This is a genomic window from Thermanaeromonas sp. C210 (assembly GCF_013167955.1).
Taxonomy (GTDB): Bacteria; Bacillota; DSM-521; order Neomoorellales; family Neomoorellaceae; genus UBA12545.
Genome location: NZ_BLWF01000004.1, coordinates 478,706 through 496,056, shown reverse-complemented (window position 1 = coordinate 496,056; position 17,351 = coordinate 478,706). Strand labels below are relative to the sequence as shown.

Below are 17,351 nucleotides of genomic sequence, written 5' to 3'. Positions count from 1 at the left end.
CTAACAGAAGGCCCGGCGATTGGAGAGGATAAAACGGCAGAACTTTTTATGCAGGTCACTGGCAGGCTTCCCTTGGGGATAGACAATGGTAAAAGTAGTGCGGAAGGAAATACCCTCTACCTTAAGGGCCTTGAGGGCCCCCGTGCTCAGCTCGGCGCGGACCGTCAAGCGGGACAGCAGGGCTACTCCGTGCCCGGCCCGGATGGCAGACTTAATGGCGTCGTTACTGTTAAGCTCCAAGACTATGTTGAGATCCCGTAGGGAGAGGCCGTGCTCGCCGAGGGCTTTTTCTATGGTCTGTCTTGTTCCCGAGCCCTCTTCCCTTATTATCAGGGGCAAACGGCGCAGTTCCTCCAGGCCGATAGATCCCGAGCTAGGCCAGGAGGAGGGGACGATGAGGAGGAGTTCGTCCTCCGCCACGCCCCGGGTGACCAGGCCCGGCACTTCCACGGGCCCCTCGATCAGTCCCAGGTCCACGGTCCTCTCCAGGAGCCGCCGGATGGTTTCTTCCCGGTTGGCCACCAGCAGCCGGATGTTGGCCTCCGGGTATTTTTCTTTGAAGGTGTAGATGGTGCAGGGCAGGGCATAACTGCCGATAGTGCTGCTCGCTCCTACGATGAGGCGTTCGTGGCCGCTCTTCCAGTTGGCCAGGTCCCGCTTCATATTTTCCACGAGCTGCAGCAGGGTTTGACCGTATTCATAAACGATTTCTCCCAGTTCGGTCAGTTCAACGCCCTTGTTAGTCCGGGTGAAGAGCTCGGCTTCCAGGTCGTTCTCCAGGAGCTGTATCTGGTAACTGAGGGAAGATTGGGATATATGGAGGATGCGGGCGGCCTCCGACATGGACTTTACCTGGGCCACCGTGCAAAAGGCCCGGATATGAGACAGATTCATGAGCCTTACCTCCACGCCAGGCAGACTATTAAATAGCTTTCGACAAAGGATGGCCCGATCCTCTTTCTTCTTTCCGGGCTTTTCGGTACGGAGGGGCGATGGTGGGGGGAAAGGATTTACGGGAGGGGATGGACCTGGACGATATGCGGTGAACACCTATCTTGCAGGGAGGCCGGCCTATCGAAAGTATTGGAAGTCTTCGAAAGAATCGATAGGTGGTGCTCGGGGATGGGGGCGGTTAAATTTAGGAATATCAAGGGCTGGGGGGCCAAAGGGTGACCCCCCAGCCCGATCCGGGGGGCTTTTGCGGCGGCAGGAATAAACCCGGTAACGGCTAAATCTTAATGTGAAAGTGCGCTACAATACAAGGGCGAGTGACGGCCGGAAGGAAAACAATGTGTTGGGACAATAACAAAGCTTCCCAATGTAAGCATTATTCCATAAGGAAGGTGGTGGCCGATGTCGCCGATTAAAATCAGCCGGCGTACATTCCTTAAAGCTTCCGCGGCAGCAGGGGCCCTGGCTGCTTTTAATGGCGGCCTCACTGTCGCGGGCCGGGGGCTACCGGCGAGTGCGGCTGAAGCGGAACGGGTTGTACCGAGTATTTGCGAGATGTGCGGTGTTAAATGCGGCATCCTGGTGCGGGTGCGGGAGGAACGGGTGGTAAAGATAGAAGGCAACCCGAAAGATCCCCAGGCGTCCGGACGGCTGTGCGCCCGCGGGAACGCAGGCATGAAAACCCTCTACGACCCCGACCGCTTAAAGGAACCCCTGAAGCGGGTGGAGGAAGGGAAGTTCGAGCCCATAAGCTGGGACCAGGCCTTCCGGGAGATCGGCGAAAAACTGCAGGAGCTCAAGGCCCGCTACGGCCCCGAGTCTTTGGTGTGGCTGGCCCACCCCGAGCTCATTGCTCCCTTCGAGAGGCATTTCATGGCCGCCTACGGCTCCCCCAACTACACGGGCCACGCGCCGACCTGCTATACCGCCCGCAATGTGGCCTTTGAGCAGATGTACGGCGCCGTGCCGGGCGTGGACTACGCCAACGTACGCTACTATATGGCCCTGGGCCGCAATCTCACCGGCGGCATCAAAAATCCAGACATCCAGAAGATCACGGCCGCCAAGGAAAAGGGCGCCCACCTGGTGGCGGTAGACCCGCGCCTGAGCGATTTTGCCACCTTTGCCGACGAATGGCTTCCCATCAGGCCGGGAACCGACCTGGCCCTCGTTCTTGCCCTGATACACGTTATCATCAACGAGAACCTGTACGACGCCGCCTTTGTCGCCGAGCGTACGATAGGTTTTGACGAGTTAAAAGCGGGCGTGAGGGATTACACCCCGGAGTGGGCGGCGGGAATAACGGGTATTGACGCGCCTACCATCGCCCGCATCGCCCGGGAAATGGCGGAGGCCAAGCCGGCCTCAGTGGTAGATCCGGGATGGCATGCCGTAACCGGCTCCCAGTACTACAACAGCCTCCAGACCGCCAGGGCGGTAGCCGCCCTTAACGCCCTCCTGGGCAACCTCGGCGCCAGGGGAGGTTTGAGCTTCCCCACCAGGGTAAAGTTGGGCGATCCCTCAGGGCTTATGGGGCCCAAGACCCCGGAGATCACCGCTCCCCGCTGGGATGGGGCGGGCGGCGAGGAATGGCCTTTAATCAAAGCCCACGGAATAGTGCAGCTCTTCCCCCAGCGGGTGAAGGAGGATGCGCCCTATCCCATTAGAGGTGCCGTAATCTATCACCTCAACCCGGTGCGGTCGTGTCCGGATTCCCAGGCCTTCATCGAAGCGTTGCAGCGGCTTGAACTGGTAGTGGCCATCGATATTCAAATGAACGACACGGCCTACTATGCCCACTACATCTTACCGGAGTCCACCTACCTGGAAAGATACGACCCCTTAATGACCGTGGGCAACAAGATCATTTTGCGCCAGCCGGCCGTGCGTCCCCTTTTCAACACCAAAGGGGCGGAGGAAATCATTGCAGGCCTGGCCCGCGCCGCCGGCCTGGGCGAATACTTTAATTTTACCCTCGAACAGTATAACAATGCCCTGCTGGCTCCTCTAGGCCTTACCCAGGATAAGCTAGAGCGGGAAGGGGTAGCGGAGGTAGAGGCCGAAAAGCCGGATTATACCCGCCTCAAGACACCTTCCGGCAAAATCGAGCTGGCCTGCCCCGCCTTTGTCCGGGCCGGGAGCACTTTGACCCCGGCTTGGGAGCCGCCGCTGGTGGAGCCCGGGGAAGGCAATTTCCGGTTCATCCAGGGGCACGTCCCCATGCATACCCATACCACCACCGACAACAACAGTTACCTGGTCTCCCTCATGCCGGAAAACGAGCTGTGGATCCATACCGGCCCGGCAAGCCGGCTGGGCATTAAGAGCGGGGATATAGTCGAAGTAGCTTCCGAGGTGGGCAAGGTTACGGTAAAAGCCCGCGTGACCGAGGGTATTCACCCCGAGGCCGTTTTCTTGGCCCACGGCTTTGGCTGCGGTGTACCCTTGAGGCGCCTAGCCTACAACCGGGGGGCTAACGGCAGCCTCCTGATCCCCATCAGGGTGGCCCCTATCTCAGGGGTGACCGCCCAGTGCGAAACCCTGGTTACGGTGCGGAAGGTGGGATAAAACAATGGCGCGTCTCGGTATGCTGATAGATCTTAACCGATGCATAGGCTGCCATGGGTGTACGGTGGCCTGCCAGGCGGAGTGGGGGCTATCACCGGAGGAACACTTCACCCGCGTTCACCGCTATGAGGTGGGAACCTTTCCCGCAGTGCGGGGAGGCGTGGTTCTTACCCAGTGCATGCATTGTGACGATCCCCCCTGCGCTAAAGTCTGTCCCACGGGCGCGACCCAAAAGAGGCCCGATGGTGTGGTTACCGTAGACGAAACAAAATGCATCGGCTGTCGCTACTGCGAATCGGCCTGCCCCTATGATGCCCGTACCTTTAACCGCGAGCGCAACATCGCGCAAAAGTGCTACTTCTGCTACCACCGGCTGGCGGAAGCCAAACAGCCGGCCTGCGTGGAGACCTGTATGGCCGGGGCGAGGATTTTCGGCGACCTGGAGGACCCGGGGAGCGAAATAAGCCAGGCCATAAGCAGCAAAAAGGCCGTTAAAATATCCGGCACCGCGGTGGCTTACGTACCTCCCCGCAATTTGCAGCTGGACCGTTCCCTTCTTCCCCCCGACCTTGAGGAGCCGGGGGCGGTGCGGTTGTGGCAGGACATCGTTCACCCGGCGGGCAAGGCCGCCATGGGCCTTGCGGCGGCGGCAGTAGTTACCAGTCTGTTAATCAACACTATTGCCAAAGGGGGTAAGGAACATGCCGGAAAGAAGGATTGAGCGTTTTAACCTGGCGGAGCGGCTGGGGCACTGGAGCCACGGGGTAACCTTCGTGCTACTGCTGGTTACGGGCTTAGGGCTGGTTTTCCGGGGATTAAGCGGCCTCTTAAGTCCGGAAGTATTGCAGGCTGCCCGGAACGTGCATCACGCCATGGCTTATCCTTTCACTTTCTTGACGGTTCTCATCCTTCTCCTTGGAACTCCCCGGACGACCTTCCAGTGGCTCAAAGAATGCTTTACCTGGAGGAAGGAAGACCTGAAGTTCCTCCAGGGCTTTCCCCGGGAATTCTTCGGCCTCCCGGTGAAACTGCCCGAACAGGGGAAATTCAATGCCGGAGAAAAACTGAATTCCCTTCTCACCGTCTTCGGTTCCGTCTGGATGATGGCCACGGGCTGGATACTCCTTTTAAGGGATAGGTTGTCCCCTGAAGTGGTGACCTGGGCCCTTCCCCTCCACTCGGCGGGGGCCTTGTTAATGGGAGCCGTGTTGATAGGGCATGTCTATCTCGCCCTGGGCCACCCCGGCTCTAGGGAGTCCATTAAGGGAATGATCTGGGGCACCGTTTCGGAAACCTTTGCCCGGGAGCACCACGGCCGCTGGTACCGTGAAATCACAGGGCAGGATGAGATGGAAAGGAGCCGCCCAAGGGTGGCCTAGTAGGCACGCCGGTGTATAGCATATACATGAGCAATTTAAACAATCTATGCGACTTGGAGAGCGCACGGTTGGCAAACATCGTGCGCTTTTCTTTTATGCGCCCGGCATGGGCAAGGGGTTGCGGGTGGGAGTTCGGACGGCCCGGATACCAGTAGTCGTTAGTTGGAGGTCCCAAAATTTGCGGAGAAAATCTTTTTCGAGCCGGCAGGAATTTAAAATTTCATGTAGAATAATAAACAGCGTTAAATAATAATGAGGTATTATCCCTGAAAAGGCTCATAAAAGGGCGTGGGATAAAGGGTTAAATTCTAGTAAATATAAACTTAACTAAATAAAGTATTTTGTAATGGTTTTAGGTGCAGTAAAATTCGCCCGCCAGGTTGAAGGCGTTGAAGAGATGAAGATAAGGTCTAACTTAATAAGCTTGTCAAGGAAAGGATAAACGTCAGGATGCTGAGCTTAACTCGAGAGGCGCTAAAGAATAGGGCAGTATGGGAGAAAGCCGGGATCAAGTTGCCTAAATTCGAGCATGACGAAATGATGTTAAATACCCGAGAAAACCCGACGTGGGTGCACTTTGGAGCGGGTAATATATTTAGGGCCTTTATCGCTATGCTACAGCAGGAGCTCCTCAACTTGGGAGCAGCTCGTACGGGTATTGTTGCGGTTGAACCTTTCGATTTCGAGATTATAGAGCGCGTCTATACACCCTATGGCAATTTGGGCCTCGTAGTTACCTTACATTCCGACGGAACGTTGGACAAAAAAGTTGTAGCCAGCATAAGTGAAAGTCTAATCGGAGATATATCGCGGCAGCACGATTGGAACCGTTTAAAAGAAATATTTACTAAGCCCTGCTTGCAAATGGTTACCTTTACCATATCTGAAAAAGGCTATAATCTAAGAAATGCCTCCGGAGAGTACTTAGAAGAAGTTAAGCGGGATATGGAAGAAGGGCCCGACCAGCCCGGACATGTTATGTCTAAAGTAGGTGCGTTACTCTACGCTCGGTATAAGAACGGGCAGCTTCCTGTAGCTTTGGTAAGCTTGGACAATTGTTCTCATAACGGGACGAAACTAAAGAAAGCGGTTGAAACTATTGTTCAAAGATGGGTGGATAACAGGTTAGTGGAGGAGGGGTTTCTGGAATACGTACTCGATACCCATAAAGTGAGCTTCCCCTGGACGGTGATCGATAAGATTACTCCGAGGCCGTCGGAGGATGTGAAAGCAGCCCTAGAGGCTATAGGGTTCGGTGATACAGAGATTATTCGTACGTCAAAAAACACTTATGTGGCGCCTTTTGTAAACACCGAAGGCCCACAGTATCTTGTAGTGGAGGATGTCTTCCCCAACGGACGTCCGCCCCTCGAGCTGGTAGGGGTCCTCTTTACCGACAGGGAGACCGTGGACCGGGTGGAAAAAATGAAAGTCTGCACCTGCTTAAATCCCTTACATACCGCATTGGCGGTGTTCGGATGCTTATTGGGATACAACTACATTGCGGAAGAAATGAGGGATTCTCATCTAAAGAAATTAGTAGAAAGAATCGGATACGAAGAAGGCTTGCCTGTAGTGGTAGATCCGGGGATCCTGGACCCCGAAGCCTTTCTTCAAGAAGTTATCGAAAAGAGATTGCCCAATCCGTACATTCCCGATACACCCCAGAGGATTATGACCGATACCTCCCAAAAAATGAGTATAAGATTTGGCGAGACTATCAAAGCCTACCGGGACAGGGCAGAGTTGGATCCGGCAAGTCTTACTTATATTCCTTTAGTAATTGCCGGCTGGTGCAGGTATTTAATGGGATTGGATGATAAAGGTAATCCCATGCAGCTCAGTCCCGATCCGATGCTTCCGTTCCTACAGTCATGCCTTGCTGGAGTACGGATGGGTGATATTACTTCTTTAGGCGATAGCTTAAAACCTATTTTATCCAACAAAGGCATTTTTGGTTTAGACCTTTATAAAGTGGGGTTGGGGCAAAAGATTGAGGGTTACTTTGCGGAAATGATTTCAGGAGCTTACGCTGTACGGGCTACCCTACAAAAGTATTTATAAGTGCCTAAAGAAGAGTTGTAGTGGAGTTAATTTAGTTCTTCTGCGGCCTAAATTCTCGCATAAAATTGCGGCTTTACGGGGGGATAAGGCCATGAAACTGGTCTTTAGATGGTTTGGAGGAGGCCATGACCATATCTCTCTCGAGCAAATTGCGCAGATACCAGGCAGACCTGGTATTGTTGGTGCCCTTTACGATGTGCCAGTCGGTGAAGTATGGCCCCTAGAAAAAATCAAAAAACTAAAGGAGACTGTAGAAAAGGCGGGACTGGAATTAGAAGTCATAGAGAGTGTCAATGTCCATGAGGATATCAAACTAGGGCTTCCCAGCAGGGACCGGTACATCGATAATTACATTCAAACCTTAAAAAATCTGGCTCGGTGCGGCATTAAGGTAGTCTGCTATAACTTTATGCCCGTATTCGACTGGACGCGCACGGACTTGGCGAAGATCTTGCCGGACGGCTCTAAGACGTTGTCCTACGAAGACGAAAAGATACAGAAGATAGACCCCCGGAAGCTAGTAGAAGAAATAGCGACCAATTCCCACGGTTTTGAATTACCGGGGTGGGAACCCGAAAGGCTGCGTAACTTAAGGGATCTGTTCGCCCAATACCACGATGTAGATGAAGGCAAGCTCTTAAAAAACCTGGAGTACTTTTTAAAGGCCATTATCCCTGGGGCCGAAGAAGTTGACATAAAGATGGCCCTTCACCCCGACGATCCGCCGTGGTCTGTTTTCGGGCTGCCTCGGGTTGCCAAATCTAAGGAGGACCTAGAAAAAATAATCAATCTCGTGGATAGCCCCTATAACGGTCTTACCCTGTGTAGCGGTAGCCTGGGGGCCGATCCCAATAATGATATTCCAGCTCTGATCCGGTATTTTGGGGCGCGAGGAAGGATATACTTCGCCCATGTAAGAAACATCAAGATTCATTCGCTACGCAATTTTGATGAGACCTCTCACTTATCTTCTGATGGTTCCTTAGATATGTTTGAGATTATGAAAGCTTATTATGATATCGGTTTTACAGGCTACCTCAGACCCGACCACGGCAGGATGATTTGGAATGAAGTGGGTAGACCAGGTTATGGTTTGTATGACCGGGCCTTGGGCATAGCTTACCTAAACGGTCTGTGGGAAGCCATTAGTAAAATGGAGACAAGGTATCGTTAATAAGGGACGACCGGGGGAAAGGTTGGAACCTGGCTGGAAGTTAACCTAAAAACCATTTCGTACGCCTTAAGATGGTCAAGGGGTAAGGAGGCTTACCATGTACAACTTTCAAGGTAAAGTAGTATGGGTTACAGGAAGTAGCACGGGCATAGGGCGGGCGATAGCCCGTGGTTTTGCCCGCCACGGTGCAGACGTAATAGTCCATTATAGAAATAGCGCTGCCGAAGCCTTTAGTTTAGTGCAAGAAATGGAAAATATGGGGAGAAGGGCGCTGCTGGTTAAAGGGGATGTTTCCTGTGGTCAGGACGTGGAAGAGATGGTCAGGGAAATCCAAGAGAGCTTCGGACGGCTCGATATTCTTGTTAACAATGCCGGATCAATGATAAAGAGAGCCCGCCTGGAAGAAGCCGATGAAGAGTTATGGGAAAGTGTAATGAATACCAACTTGAAATCCGCCTTTATGGTGACTAAGGCCGTTCTCCCTATGATGAAGGCTCAGGGCAGGGGCAAGATAATAAACATCACTTCGGTGGCGGTCAAGACGGGCGGCGGTCCGGGAGCGCTTATTTATGCTACTGCTAAGGGGGCCTTAGCTACCTTCACCCGCGGTCTGGCCAAGGAACTGGCCGGGGATAATATCCTGGTCAACGCCGTGGCACCTGGTTTGATCCGTACACCTTTCCATAAACCGGAGATTACTCCCCCGGAAATGTTCGAGGATATGGCCCGCAATATCCCTCTTAAGCGCGCTGGCGTACCAGAAGACGTAGTAGGAGCGGTTTTGTTTTTAGCCTCGGATTATGCTGATTACATTACAGGCCAGACCATTGATGTCAACGGGGGTATGGTAGTTTATTGATGCCTTAAGAAGCAGGGGAGACCAGGAGGAAGGGACTATGGGGGTTATTACCGACAGGGCCGCTCTGGAAGCAGTCGTTGCACGAGAAATGGCTCGGATACAGGTTACGGACATGCATACCCATCTCTATCCGCCGGCCTTTGGCGACCTGCTGCTCTACGGCGTAGATGAATTATTAACTTATCATTACCTGGTAGCGGAGTTTTTCCGTTATTCCGGCCTTAAGTATGAAGATTTCTTTAGCCTCCTAAAGATCGGCAAGCCAACCTGGTATATAAAACCTTATTTAGAGATAATTCTCCCCTGAGCGAGGCCCAAAGGGGCTTCCTCACCATACTTAAGGAACTGGGGCTCGCCGGTGCTGCGGGGGAATTGGAGGAATTGAGATTACAGTTTAACATTACCTCTCTGAGCGAATATGTAGATAAAATATTTGGTCTGGCTGGAGTAAAAGAAGTGGTAATGACTAACGATCCCTTCAACCCGCAGGAAAGGCATTTATGGGAAAAGGTGGGCAACAGGGATCCCAGATTTAAAGCTGCCTTGAGGCTCGATGTCCTCTTAAATCACTATGAAAATGCATCCGCCCACCTGGCCAAGGAGGGCTACCTGCTGGGAAGCCCTGCTGAACCGAGTACAATAAAGGAGATTCAACGCTTCTTACGATATTGGATGCATAAAACCCAGGCTGTGTACGTAGCGGTCTCCTTGCCTCCTGATATTAAAATTCCCGAGGATACTGTACGTTCCCCCTTACTGGAGAAGGCCGTACTTCCGGTATGCAGGGAGTTTAATGTGCCCTTGGCCCTCATGATAGGGGTCAGGAGGTCGGTTAACCCCCGGCTGGGGCCGGCAGGAGATTCCTTGGGCACGGCTGACGTCCGGGTTATCGAATACCTGTGTTCGACCTATCTAGACAATCGATTTCTCGTGACTATGTTGTCCCGGGAAAACCAGCACGAACTGGCGGTGACGGCTCGCAAATTTAATAATCTAATGGTCTTCGGGTGCTGGTGGTTCTTGAACAATCCTACCCTAGCCGAAGAGATCACGGCCATGAGGTTGGACCTTTTAGGATTGTCCTTCATTCCCCAGCATTCGGATGCCCGGGTATTGGAACACCTGATTTATAAGTGGGCCCGTTTCAGAAAAATCATGGTATCCCTCTTAACGAAGAAATACCTGGAGCTCTGGCAATCTGGGTGGAGGTTGACCGAGGAAGCCATCAAAGGGGATGTGGAACGCCTGTTTAGAAATAACTTCTGGAACTTTGTTACTGGACGTTCTAGCGGCCTCACAACACAGTAAGTTTTGTCCTGAATACCATTTATTCTGGAGGAAGAGCAAACATTGAAGCGTAACGAAGCGGGAAACCTGCAGCATTTGAAGAAGCTTAATCGCTTGGTAGTGCTAAACACCATAAGGCAACACGGTTCTTTGTCGCGCAAGCAGTTGGCTAAATTGATTGGTCTTACGCCAGCGGCCATGACCGGTATCGTACGAGAGTTGGTGGAAACAGGGTACGTTACCGAAATAGGATTGGGGAAATCAGCAAGGGGGAGGAGGCCCGTAAGGCTGGAATTTAATCCCAGTGCTGGCTTCGTAGTAGGTGTCGAGATTACGCGTCAAAGGACCACCGTGGGAATAGTCAACTTAGGTGCCCAGCCGGTGGTGATCAAGCGTCTCTCCATTGCCATGGAAGAACCCCGGCTTGGCTTGGAGAGGCTGGCGGAGGAAACTCGCAACCTCATCATGTCCTCTGGCGTAGAACCCAAGAAGATACTTGCGATGGGGGTGGCCTATCCTGGGCTGGTGGATAGGTCTACCCATACTGTGAAACGCTCCCCCAATTTAGGGGACAAGTGGCGGGATGTCCCGGTAAAGGCCTGGTTGCAGGAGCTCCTCGGGATGGAAGTATTTGTAGAGAACAACTCCAATGCTGCCGCCCTGGCAGAATATAATTTCGGCAAGGGTAATGGAGTTCCTAATATGGCTTACATTAACTTGGGGGAGGGTATCAGCGCCGGAATCATACTAAATGGGACGCTTGTTTACGGGAAAAAGGGCTTTTCCGGGGAGCTAGGACACATGGTGATAGACGAGGACGGGCCTTTATGCAACTGCGGTAATAATGGGTGCTTGGAGAGCTTGTACTCCGCCCTGGCCCTGGTACGCCGGGCGAACAGTGAGATTTATCTGTGCGGAGAAGAAGAACCCCTTAGAAGCGTCTGGCGAGAAAAGGGAGAAATATCCATTGATGATCTGCTAACCTGGTCTTCTTACCCGGAGGGCTATGCTGCCAGGTTGATCAGGCAGGCGGGATGGCATATCGGAAGGGCCATAGCTACCATCATTAATCTCTGCGATCTAGAAGCGGTATTTGTAGGAGGGATTCTGGCGGCGGCGGGGTCGCTGCTGATGGACCCCTTGACCGAGAGCGTAAAGCGGCATGCCTTCCCGGAATTGGTGCAAGAGGTCCGGATAGAGCTCTCGGCCATGCAAGAGGATACCGGCTTTTATGGCGGTTGCGCAGTAGCCTTACAGGCCCTGTTTGAGGGCAGGCTGGATTTCTACGGTGAGTAAAGGAAGCCCTGCGGTAGCCCGGGCTTAGAATGGGGGTGATAGGCGTATAGGCGATCTGGGGTTATGGATGTGGAAAGTAAAGTGTGAGGAGGTTGCAACTAATAAAAGATTGTAAAAAGGAGGTACTACGCGAAATGTCACTAATGAAGAGACAATTGATCATTCCTTTGCTTATACTGATAATGCTTCTTATCGGCGGGTGCGGCCAGCAGGCAGGCGAAAAACAACAGCAGGCCGACCAGACGCAAGACCAGACGTACAAGCTCCGCATCAGTATGGTGATTACCCAAGACGATCCTGTATATCAGGGGTATGAGGAATTCAAAAAGGGTGTAGAGGCCAGAACTAATGGGAAAGTGTCGGTTGAACTCTACCCTGGAGGTGTACTAGGCGCCGATGAGGACTTACTGGAGCAAGCCGTGCTAGGAGGAGATGTCGGAGTCAATTCGGACGCCGGGCGGTTGGGAGTCTGGGTGCCGCAAAGAGGAGTACCAGCAGATCTTAATAGAGGAATCCATTAGGGCAGGGGATTTCACCACTAATAAGCTCCTGGCCAACCTTAAGGAACTGGAAGACAAGATGATAGCAGAAGGCGCCGTAATCAATGATGTGGACCTGGCACCCTTCAAGGAAAGGACCGAGGCAGTCTATACCAAATTGAACTATGAAGAACTGCGCCAGGAGGTCAATAAAGTATTGGGTAAATGAGGGCTGCCGGTGTTGGGGTGGCACGTTGATTGTTCCAGCGTGCCACCCCGCAATCTCGAAGAGAAGGAGGACCGTCATGGAACGGTTAATGCGCACTTTAGACAAGATTGAGGCAATTGTATCCATGGTATTATTGGGTTTCCTGACGATTTTGGTGTTTTTCTCGTCTCTCTTGCGCTATTTGGGATACCCCATTAACTGGTCGAGCACTATAGCAAGTGTGATCTTTGTCTGGGTCATCTATATTTCGGCTGACCGGGCTCTAAGAAAGGAAGCCCACCTGGGAGTGGACTTGCTCACCAGGCGCCTGCCGGAAAAAATACAGCACGGATTGTCTGTGGCGGTCCTGTTAATTGTCCTTGCCTTTCTTATCCTCGTGGCCTATGTCGCCGTATCTTTAGCTACCGCTCATACCGGCAGGATTATCGAGGATCTACCCATCAGCTATTCGTGGGTTACGTCTTCTGTGGCGGTAGGGGCAATCTTAATGTCTGTTACCGTAGTGGCCAAGTTGCTGGCTAAATTCCATCAGCTAAGAGGAGAGCGCTAACCCCGTCTGCTACTCCCTTGCCCACGAAACTGTGGAGAAGGGATGGTTAAGGTCGCCCTGAAATAAGAGCAGCCCTCGGAGGTGAGAAATAGTGCTCCTCGTAGCTCTGACCTTTATTGTATTACTTTTAGCTCAACGTACCCATAGCCTTTACCCTTGGAATCTCGGGACTTATGTACTTCTTGGTTCAGACCAGCATACCCCTTCCGGTTGTAGTACAGCGGCTGGTAACGGGCACCCAATCCTTTCCACTTCTTGCCGTGCCCTTCTTCATCCTGGCTGCCCACATAATGAACGCCTCGGGCATCACCTCACGGCTGATAAAGCTCGCCGATGCCCTTGTTGGGCACCTTCCAGGAGCTGTGGCGCAAGTGGCAACAGTTTTGGCTATGTTGATAGGGGGTGTGACGGGATCATCCAATGCCGATGCCGCCCTGGAAACCCGCCTCCTGCTGCCTGAAATGCGAAAGAGAGGGTATAACGACGGATTTTCCGGCGTAGTGATTGCCAGCAGCACCTTGACCACAGCCTTGATTCCGCCCAGTATCGGGCTGGTATTGTACGGATTTGCCGGGCAGGTATCTATTGGCAAGCTCCTCATTGCCGGTATGATCCCGGGGATCGTTATGGGCTTAGCCACTATGCTAGTGACTCATGTTATTGCGATCCGCAGGCGGTATGACCTTGAATACAAGGGACGAAAGAAATCCTGGAAGGAGATTCTGGTAGCTACCAAAGAAGGTGTATGGGCTCTCTTATTTCCCATATTCCTACTGGTAACCATTAGATTTGGAGTTTTTACTCCAACAGAGGCGGCCGCCTTCGCTGTGGCCTACGCGTTCCTGGTAGGCAAGTTTATTTACAAGGAGCTTGACGGAGAGAAGTTGATAGAGGCGCTCCGGAACGCTGCCGAGGATAATGCGATAATAATGCTGATCGTTTCCATGGCTGCTATTCTCGGGTATGCCCTGGCTTACGAAAAACTTCCTGTAAAAATGGCCAATCTGGTCCTCGGGACCGCTCACAGTCCCTATGGCCTTATGGCCGTTATTATAGTTTTTCTCCTGGTAGCGGGTATGTTGATGGAAGGGACGGTCAACACTTTGCTGTTGACCCACCTGTTCTTACCCATTGTAGTCAATGCCGGTTTTGATCCGGTCCATTTTGGGATAATATTCCAGGTGATGATCCAGTTAGGGGGCCTTACCCCGCCTGTAGGAGTGAACATGTATACAGTCTGCTCTCTGGTAATATTCCGGTGGAAGCCTTTATTAAAGAAAGCATACCTTATATCATTGCTTTGTTGATCGTTGCTGGCCTATTGATCGCCTTCCCCCAGCTTAGTTTGGCCCTGGTAGGCTTAATGAAGTGAGCATTACTAAATTGTGAAGGAGGAACAGGTTATGAATCCTTCTCAATGGTCGATTATCAAGAAGTGTGCCGCCATGGAAGAATTGCCCGAAGTACCTATAGGGCTTATCGTAGACAGCCCCTGGATCCCTGGTTATGTAGGCATATCAACCACAGACTACTTTGCGCTGCCGGAGAAATGGTTGGAGGCCAACATGAAAGTTATACGGGAATTTCCGGAAGTGATCTTTCTGCCCGGTTTCTGGGTGGAATACGGTATGGCAACCGAACCGTCCGGCTTTGGCTGCAAAATTAATTTTTATCCCGACAGGACGCCAACGATAAATCATATAATCAACTCTCCTGAGGAGGCAGAAGATATACCTGTTCCCGATCCCCGAAGTGACGGATTGATGCCCTTTGTGTTAAGTGTCTATAAGAATATAGAACCCAGGGTGAGGGATCTCGGCCGGTGTATAAAAGTAGTAGCGGCCAGGGGGCCCTTAACTATCGCCTCTCACTTGATGGGCGTTACCAATTTTCTGATGGGGTTAAAGCTCGATCCAGCTAATACCCACAAACTGCTACACAAGACTACTACACTTACCAAGAATTGGCTAGAAGCCCAGGCAGAAGTCTTAGACGAAGTTGAGGGCATTATGGTTCTAGATGATATTGTTGGGTTCCTCTCCCACGATGATTATTTGGAGTTTGCCCACCCTTACCTGAAAGAGATCTTTGCTGCTTTTCCCCACTGTATCAAGATGTATCATAACGATGCGGACAACGTAGTGTATTTTAAGTACCTGGAAGATTTGTCCGTAAATATTTTCAACTTTACTCACCTGCAAGATATCGGTAAGGTGAGAGAGTTAGTGGGTGAAAAGGTATGCCTTCTGGGGAACATCCCGCCTTTGGAGGTACTTACCAGCGGCACCCCCGAAGATGTAGAGGAAGCAGCAAGGAATTGTCTAAAAAAATATGGTAGTAAGGCAGGAATTATACTATCGGCCGGAGGCGGTACCTCCCCGGGAACACCCGGAGAGAACATTCGTGCCCTTGTTAAGGCTGCCAAAGATAGTACGGGAAATCAATAGTTCTCAAGCCTGGGCCCACGGGGGTTCCTCTATCCGGAGGTACCCCTGGTCGGCATCCAGGGTGGCGTAAACACCCAGGGGCAGGGTGGCTATGTCGGTACCGTGGCCGCAGGGGAGGCCGTAAAGGCAGGGAATCCCCAGGGGAGCAAGGCGATCCCTCAGGAGTTCCTCCAGGTCCCCGCATCCTATGCATTCCCCCACTGCTATACCGGCGGCGGCCGAGAGCTTCCCGGCCAGGCGGAGCTGGGTTAGCATGCGGTCCACGCGGTAGGCAGGCTCATCCACTTCTTCCCAAAAGAGGATGGCTCCCCGGGTATCTATCTCAAAGGGAGTGCCTAGGGTAGATACCAGCAGGGAGAGGTTGCCGCCGATAAGGCGTCCCCTGGCCCGGCCGGGGCTGACGGCGAGGGCCTTTCCCGGGAGGGGGCGTACCGTGAAAGAACCGGGGGAACCTGTTAGCATGCTTAATAAAGAAGTTTTGGTATAGGATGTTAAGTGGCCGCCCAATTCCGGGTAAATCATGGGCCCGTGGAAGACAACCAGCCCTGCCTCCTGTACTATGGCCAGGTGCAGCGCAGTAATATCGCTGTAACCGACGAAGATTTTAGGATGGGACCGTATAAGAGCGTAATGGAGGTGGGGCAAAAGGCGCAGGCTGCCGTAACCTCCCCGCAGGCAGATTAGAGCCTTTATCTCCGGTGAAGCGAACATGGCTTCCAGTTCGGCCAGGCGCTCCTCATCGCTTCCGGCCAAGTACCCCTCGCCCGCTTGGAGGGGCCGGTTTAACACTACCCTAAACCCCCAAGATTGCAGCCGTTCTATCCCCCGCAGCAGGTAGGCTTCATCCCATAAAGGTCCGGCCGGCGCTACTATGCCGATGGAATCCCCAGGCTCTAGCGGTCGCGGCTTTAGCATTCTCTGTGCCTCCTCCCCTACTTATTGCCCTACAAATTTATATTCCGCCGTACCCGCGACAGCTGCAACATGTATGTTTTTACCATGGCGGGCGTAGAATAGGACCGGAGGTCAATCCCCGGCAACTTTGGAGATTGCCTTGACAGCCTGGAAGGCAGCCACTTATCATGGAGGTAAAGGACTTCGAAAAAGCTAGCACAGGGCGAGGAAAAGCGAGCAAGCCCAGGAAAGTTTGCAGACGAAGGGGGAGGGTTCTTGCGTCGGCAGATAAAAACCGATAAGGGCCTCCAGGCCCGTATGTTCTTAACCATGTTTCTCCTGGCGGCCCTGTACCTTTTTTTCGCTCTGGTCCTGTGGCAGGCAGGGGTTGGCTACACGGGCATGGCTGTCGTTATCGGTGGCATGCTCTTAGCCCAGTATTATTTCTCCGACCGGATGGTCTTGTGGTCCATGGGCGCCAGAGAAGTCGGCCCTGCAGAGGCCCCCGAGCTCCACGCCTTGGTGGAAAGGCTGGCCATCCTGGCGGATGTTCCCAAGCCGCGGGTGGCCATCGTACGTACCCCGGTACCCAACGCCTTTGCCACCGGCCGCAGCCCGGCCCATGCGGTGGTAGCCGTAACGACGGGGTTGCTGGAGCGGCTGGATCCTCCTGAGGTGGAAGCAGTCCTGGCCCACGAACTGAGCCACATCCGCCACCGGGATGTCGCGGTCATGACCCTCGCCAGCTTCTTTGCCACCGTGGCCTCTTTTTTGGTCCAGCACTTCTACTACTGGGGATGGGGGTATGGTGACCGGGAGGGTCGCGAGGGACGCGGGGCGGCCGCAGTGGTGTACCTGGTATCCCTGGTGGTCTGGATTATCAGCTACTTCCTCATCAACGCCCTTTCCCGTTACCGGGAGTTCGCCGCCGACCGGGGTTCGGCTTTGCTGACGGGAGCCCCCGGCCAGCTGGCCTCCGCCCTGGTGAAGATTAGCGGCGTGATGCAGCGCATTCCCACCCGGGACTTGCGCCAGGCCGAAGCCCTCAACGCCTTTTTCATCGTCCCCGCCTTGAGGGGGGAAAGCCTGATGGAGCTGTTTTCCACCCACCCTTCCCTGGAACGGAGGCTGGAATACCTGCGGCGGCTGGAAAGGGAAATGGAGGGGCGCTAAC

17 protein-coding genes are annotated in these 17,351 nt (G+C 53.1%); 15 read left to right on the top strand and 2 right to left on the bottom strand.

Going from position 1 to position 17,351, the window contains the following annotated elements:
• Complete coding sequence (locus TAMC210_RS12790) at nucleotides 1-894, bottom strand: LysR family transcriptional regulator (RefSeq protein WP_173299171.1); 894 nt, start codon at nucleotides 892-894, stop codon at nucleotides 1-3.
• A 459-nt stretch (nucleotides 895-1,353) separates the two neighbouring features.
• Between TAMC210_RS12790 and TAMC210_RS12785 the strand changes: the two genes are divergently transcribed.
• From TAMC210_RS12785 to TAMC210_RS12725, 14 genes are all read left to right on the top strand, one after another.
• Nucleotides 1,354-3,519: a molybdopterin-containing oxidoreductase family protein gene (locus TAMC210_RS12785; protein ID WP_173299170.1), complete on the top strand. Its 2,166-nt coding sequence runs from the start codon at nucleotides 1,354-1,356 to the stop codon at nucleotides 3,517-3,519.
• Between the two features lie 4 nt (nucleotides 3,520-3,523).
• Nucleotides 3,524-4,240: a 4Fe-4S dicluster domain-containing protein gene (locus tag TAMC210_RS12780; protein WP_173299169.1), complete on the top strand. Its 717-nt coding sequence runs from the start codon at nucleotides 3,524-3,526 to the stop codon at nucleotides 4,238-4,240.
• The gene (locus TAMC210_RS12775; RefSeq protein ID WP_173299168.1) at nucleotides 4,221-4,898 is read left to right on the top strand and encodes a formate dehydrogenase subunit gamma; all 678 of its coding nucleotides are present in this window, start codon (nucleotides 4,221-4,223) and stop codon (nucleotides 4,896-4,898) included. The genes TAMC210_RS12780 and TAMC210_RS12775 overlap by 20 nt, the downstream gene beginning before the upstream one ends.
• 450 nt (nucleotides 4,899-5,348) lie before the next feature.
• The gene (locus TAMC210_RS12770; RefSeq protein ID WP_277997721.1) at nucleotides 5,349-6,962 is read left to right on the top strand and encodes a mannitol dehydrogenase family protein; all 1,614 of its coding nucleotides are present in this window, start codon (nucleotides 5,349-5,351) and stop codon (nucleotides 6,960-6,962) included.
• 91 nt (nucleotides 6,963-7,053) lie between these two features.
• A complete protein-coding gene (uxuA, locus tag TAMC210_RS12765; RefSeq protein WP_173299167.1) occupies nucleotides 7,054-8,136 on the top strand; it encodes a mannonate dehydratase in 1,083 nt (360 codons plus the stop codon).
• A 97-nt stretch (nucleotides 8,137-8,233) separates the two neighbouring features.
• Nucleotides 8,234-8,995: an SDR family NAD(P)-dependent oxidoreductase gene (locus TAMC210_RS12760; RefSeq protein WP_173299166.1), complete on the top strand. Its 762-nt coding sequence runs from the start codon at nucleotides 8,234-8,236 to the stop codon at nucleotides 8,993-8,995.
• Nucleotides 8,996-9,032: 37 nt separating this feature from the next.
• Nucleotides 9,033-9,302 carry a hypothetical protein gene (locus tag TAMC210_RS13610; RefSeq protein WP_254388669.1) on the top strand — a complete coding sequence of 90 codons (270 nt, stop codon included), beginning with the start codon at nucleotides 9,033-9,035 and terminating at the stop codon, nucleotides 9,300-9,302.
• A 74-nt stretch (nucleotides 9,303-9,376) separates the two neighbouring features.
• A complete protein-coding gene (locus TAMC210_RS12755) occupies nucleotides 9,377-10,303 on the top strand; it encodes a glucuronate isomerase (RefSeq protein ID WP_254388668.1) in 927 nt (308 codons plus the stop codon).
• A gap of 42 nt (nucleotides 10,304-10,345) precedes the next feature.
• Nucleotides 10,346-11,578, top strand: coding sequence for an ROK family transcriptional regulator (locus TAMC210_RS12750; RefSeq protein ID WP_173299165.1), 1,233 nt, complete (start codon nucleotides 10,346-10,348; stop codon nucleotides 11,576-11,578).
• 134 nt (nucleotides 11,579-11,712) lie between these two features.
• Complete coding sequence (locus TAMC210_RS14030; protein WP_173299164.1) at nucleotides 11,713-12,099, top strand: hypothetical protein; 387 nt, start codon at nucleotides 11,713-11,715, stop codon at nucleotides 12,097-12,099.
• A complete protein-coding gene (locus tag TAMC210_RS12740; protein WP_173299163.1) occupies nucleotides 12,011-12,286 on the top strand; it encodes a hypothetical protein in 276 nt (91 codons plus the stop codon). Before TAMC210_RS14030 ends, TAMC210_RS12740 begins: the two co-directional genes overlap by 89 nt.
• Nucleotides 12,287-12,362: 76 nt before the next feature.
• Nucleotides 12,363-12,836 (top strand): TRAP transporter small permease, encoded by a 474-nt coding sequence (locus TAMC210_RS12735; RefSeq protein WP_173299162.1) that lies wholly within the window; start codon nucleotides 12,363-12,365, stop codon nucleotides 12,834-12,836.
• A 173-nt stretch (nucleotides 12,837-13,009) separates the two neighbouring features.
• Complete coding sequence (locus tag TAMC210_RS12730; protein ID WP_217267382.1) at nucleotides 13,010-14,143, top strand: TRAP transporter large permease; 1,134 nt, start codon at nucleotides 13,010-13,012, stop codon at nucleotides 14,141-14,143.
• A 96-nt stretch (nucleotides 14,144-14,239) separates the two neighbouring features.
• Nucleotides 14,240-15,283, top strand: coding sequence for a uroporphyrinogen decarboxylase family protein (locus tag TAMC210_RS12725; RefSeq protein WP_173299161.1), 1,044 nt, complete (start codon nucleotides 14,240-14,242; stop codon nucleotides 15,281-15,283).
• A 3-nt stretch (nucleotides 15,284-15,286) separates the two neighbouring features.
• Here the strand turns inward: TAMC210_RS12725 and TAMC210_RS12720 are convergent, their stop codons facing one another.
• On the bottom strand, nucleotides 15,287-16,198 hold the full coding sequence (locus TAMC210_RS12720; protein ID WP_173299160.1) for a S66 peptidase family protein: 912 nt from the start codon (nucleotides 16,196-16,198) through the stop codon (nucleotides 15,287-15,289).
• Between the two features lie 255 nt (nucleotides 16,199-16,453).
• Between TAMC210_RS12720 and htpX the strand changes: the two genes are divergently transcribed.
• Nucleotides 16,454-17,350 (top strand): zinc metalloprotease HtpX, encoded by an 897-nt coding sequence (gene htpX / locus TAMC210_RS12715; protein ID WP_173299159.1) that lies wholly within the window; start codon nucleotides 16,454-16,456, stop codon nucleotides 17,348-17,350.
• Nucleotide 17,351 lies beyond the last annotated feature (1 nt).

Coding starts and splice junctions, on each gene's coding strand:
- TAMC210_RS12760 (WP_173299166.1), top strand. CDS start 8,234: ATGTACAACTTTCAAGGTAAAGTAGTATGGGTTACAGGAAGTAGCACG.
- TAMC210_RS12775 (WP_173299168.1), top strand. CDS start 4,221: ATGCCGGAAAGAAGGATTGAGCGTTTTAACCTGGCGGAGCGGCTGGGG.
- TAMC210_RS12740 (WP_173299163.1), top strand. CDS start 12,011: ATGTCGGAGTCAATTCGGACGCCGGGCGGTTGGGAGTCTGGGTGCCGC.
- TAMC210_RS12720 (WP_173299160.1), bottom strand. CDS start 16,198: ATGCTAAAGCCGCGACCGCTAGAGCCTGGGGATTCCATCGGCATAGTA.
- TAMC210_RS12785 (WP_173299170.1), top strand. CDS start 1,354: ATGTCGCCGATTAAAATCAGCCGGCGTACATTCCTTAAAGCTTCCGCG.
- TAMC210_RS12790 (WP_173299171.1), bottom strand. CDS start 894: ATGAATCTGTCTCATATCCGGGCCTTTTGCACGGTGGCCCAGGTAAAG.
- TAMC210_RS12730 (WP_217267382.1), top strand. CDS start 13,010: ATGTACTTCTTGGTTCAGACCAGCATACCCCTTCCGGTTGTAGTACAG.
- TAMC210_RS14030 (WP_173299164.1), top strand. CDS start 11,713: ATGTCACTAATGAAGAGACAATTGATCATTCCTTTGCTTATACTGATA.
- TAMC210_RS13610 (WP_254388669.1), top strand. CDS start 9,033: ATGGGGGTTATTACCGACAGGGCCGCTCTGGAAGCAGTCGTTGCACGA.
- TAMC210_RS12735 (WP_173299162.1), top strand. CDS start 12,363: ATGGAACGGTTAATGCGCACTTTAGACAAGATTGAGGCAATTGTATCC.
- TAMC210_RS12725 (WP_173299161.1), top strand. CDS start 14,240: ATGAATCCTTCTCAATGGTCGATTATCAAGAAGTGTGCCGCCATGGAA.
- uxuA (WP_173299167.1), top strand. CDS start 7,054: ATGAAACTGGTCTTTAGATGGTTTGGAGGAGGCCATGACCATATCTCT.
- TAMC210_RS12770 (WP_277997721.1), top strand. CDS start 5,349: ATGCTGAGCTTAACTCGAGAGGCGCTAAAGAATAGGGCAGTATGGGAG.
- TAMC210_RS12780 (WP_173299169.1), top strand. CDS start 3,524: ATGGCGCGTCTCGGTATGCTGATAGATCTTAACCGATGCATAGGCTGC.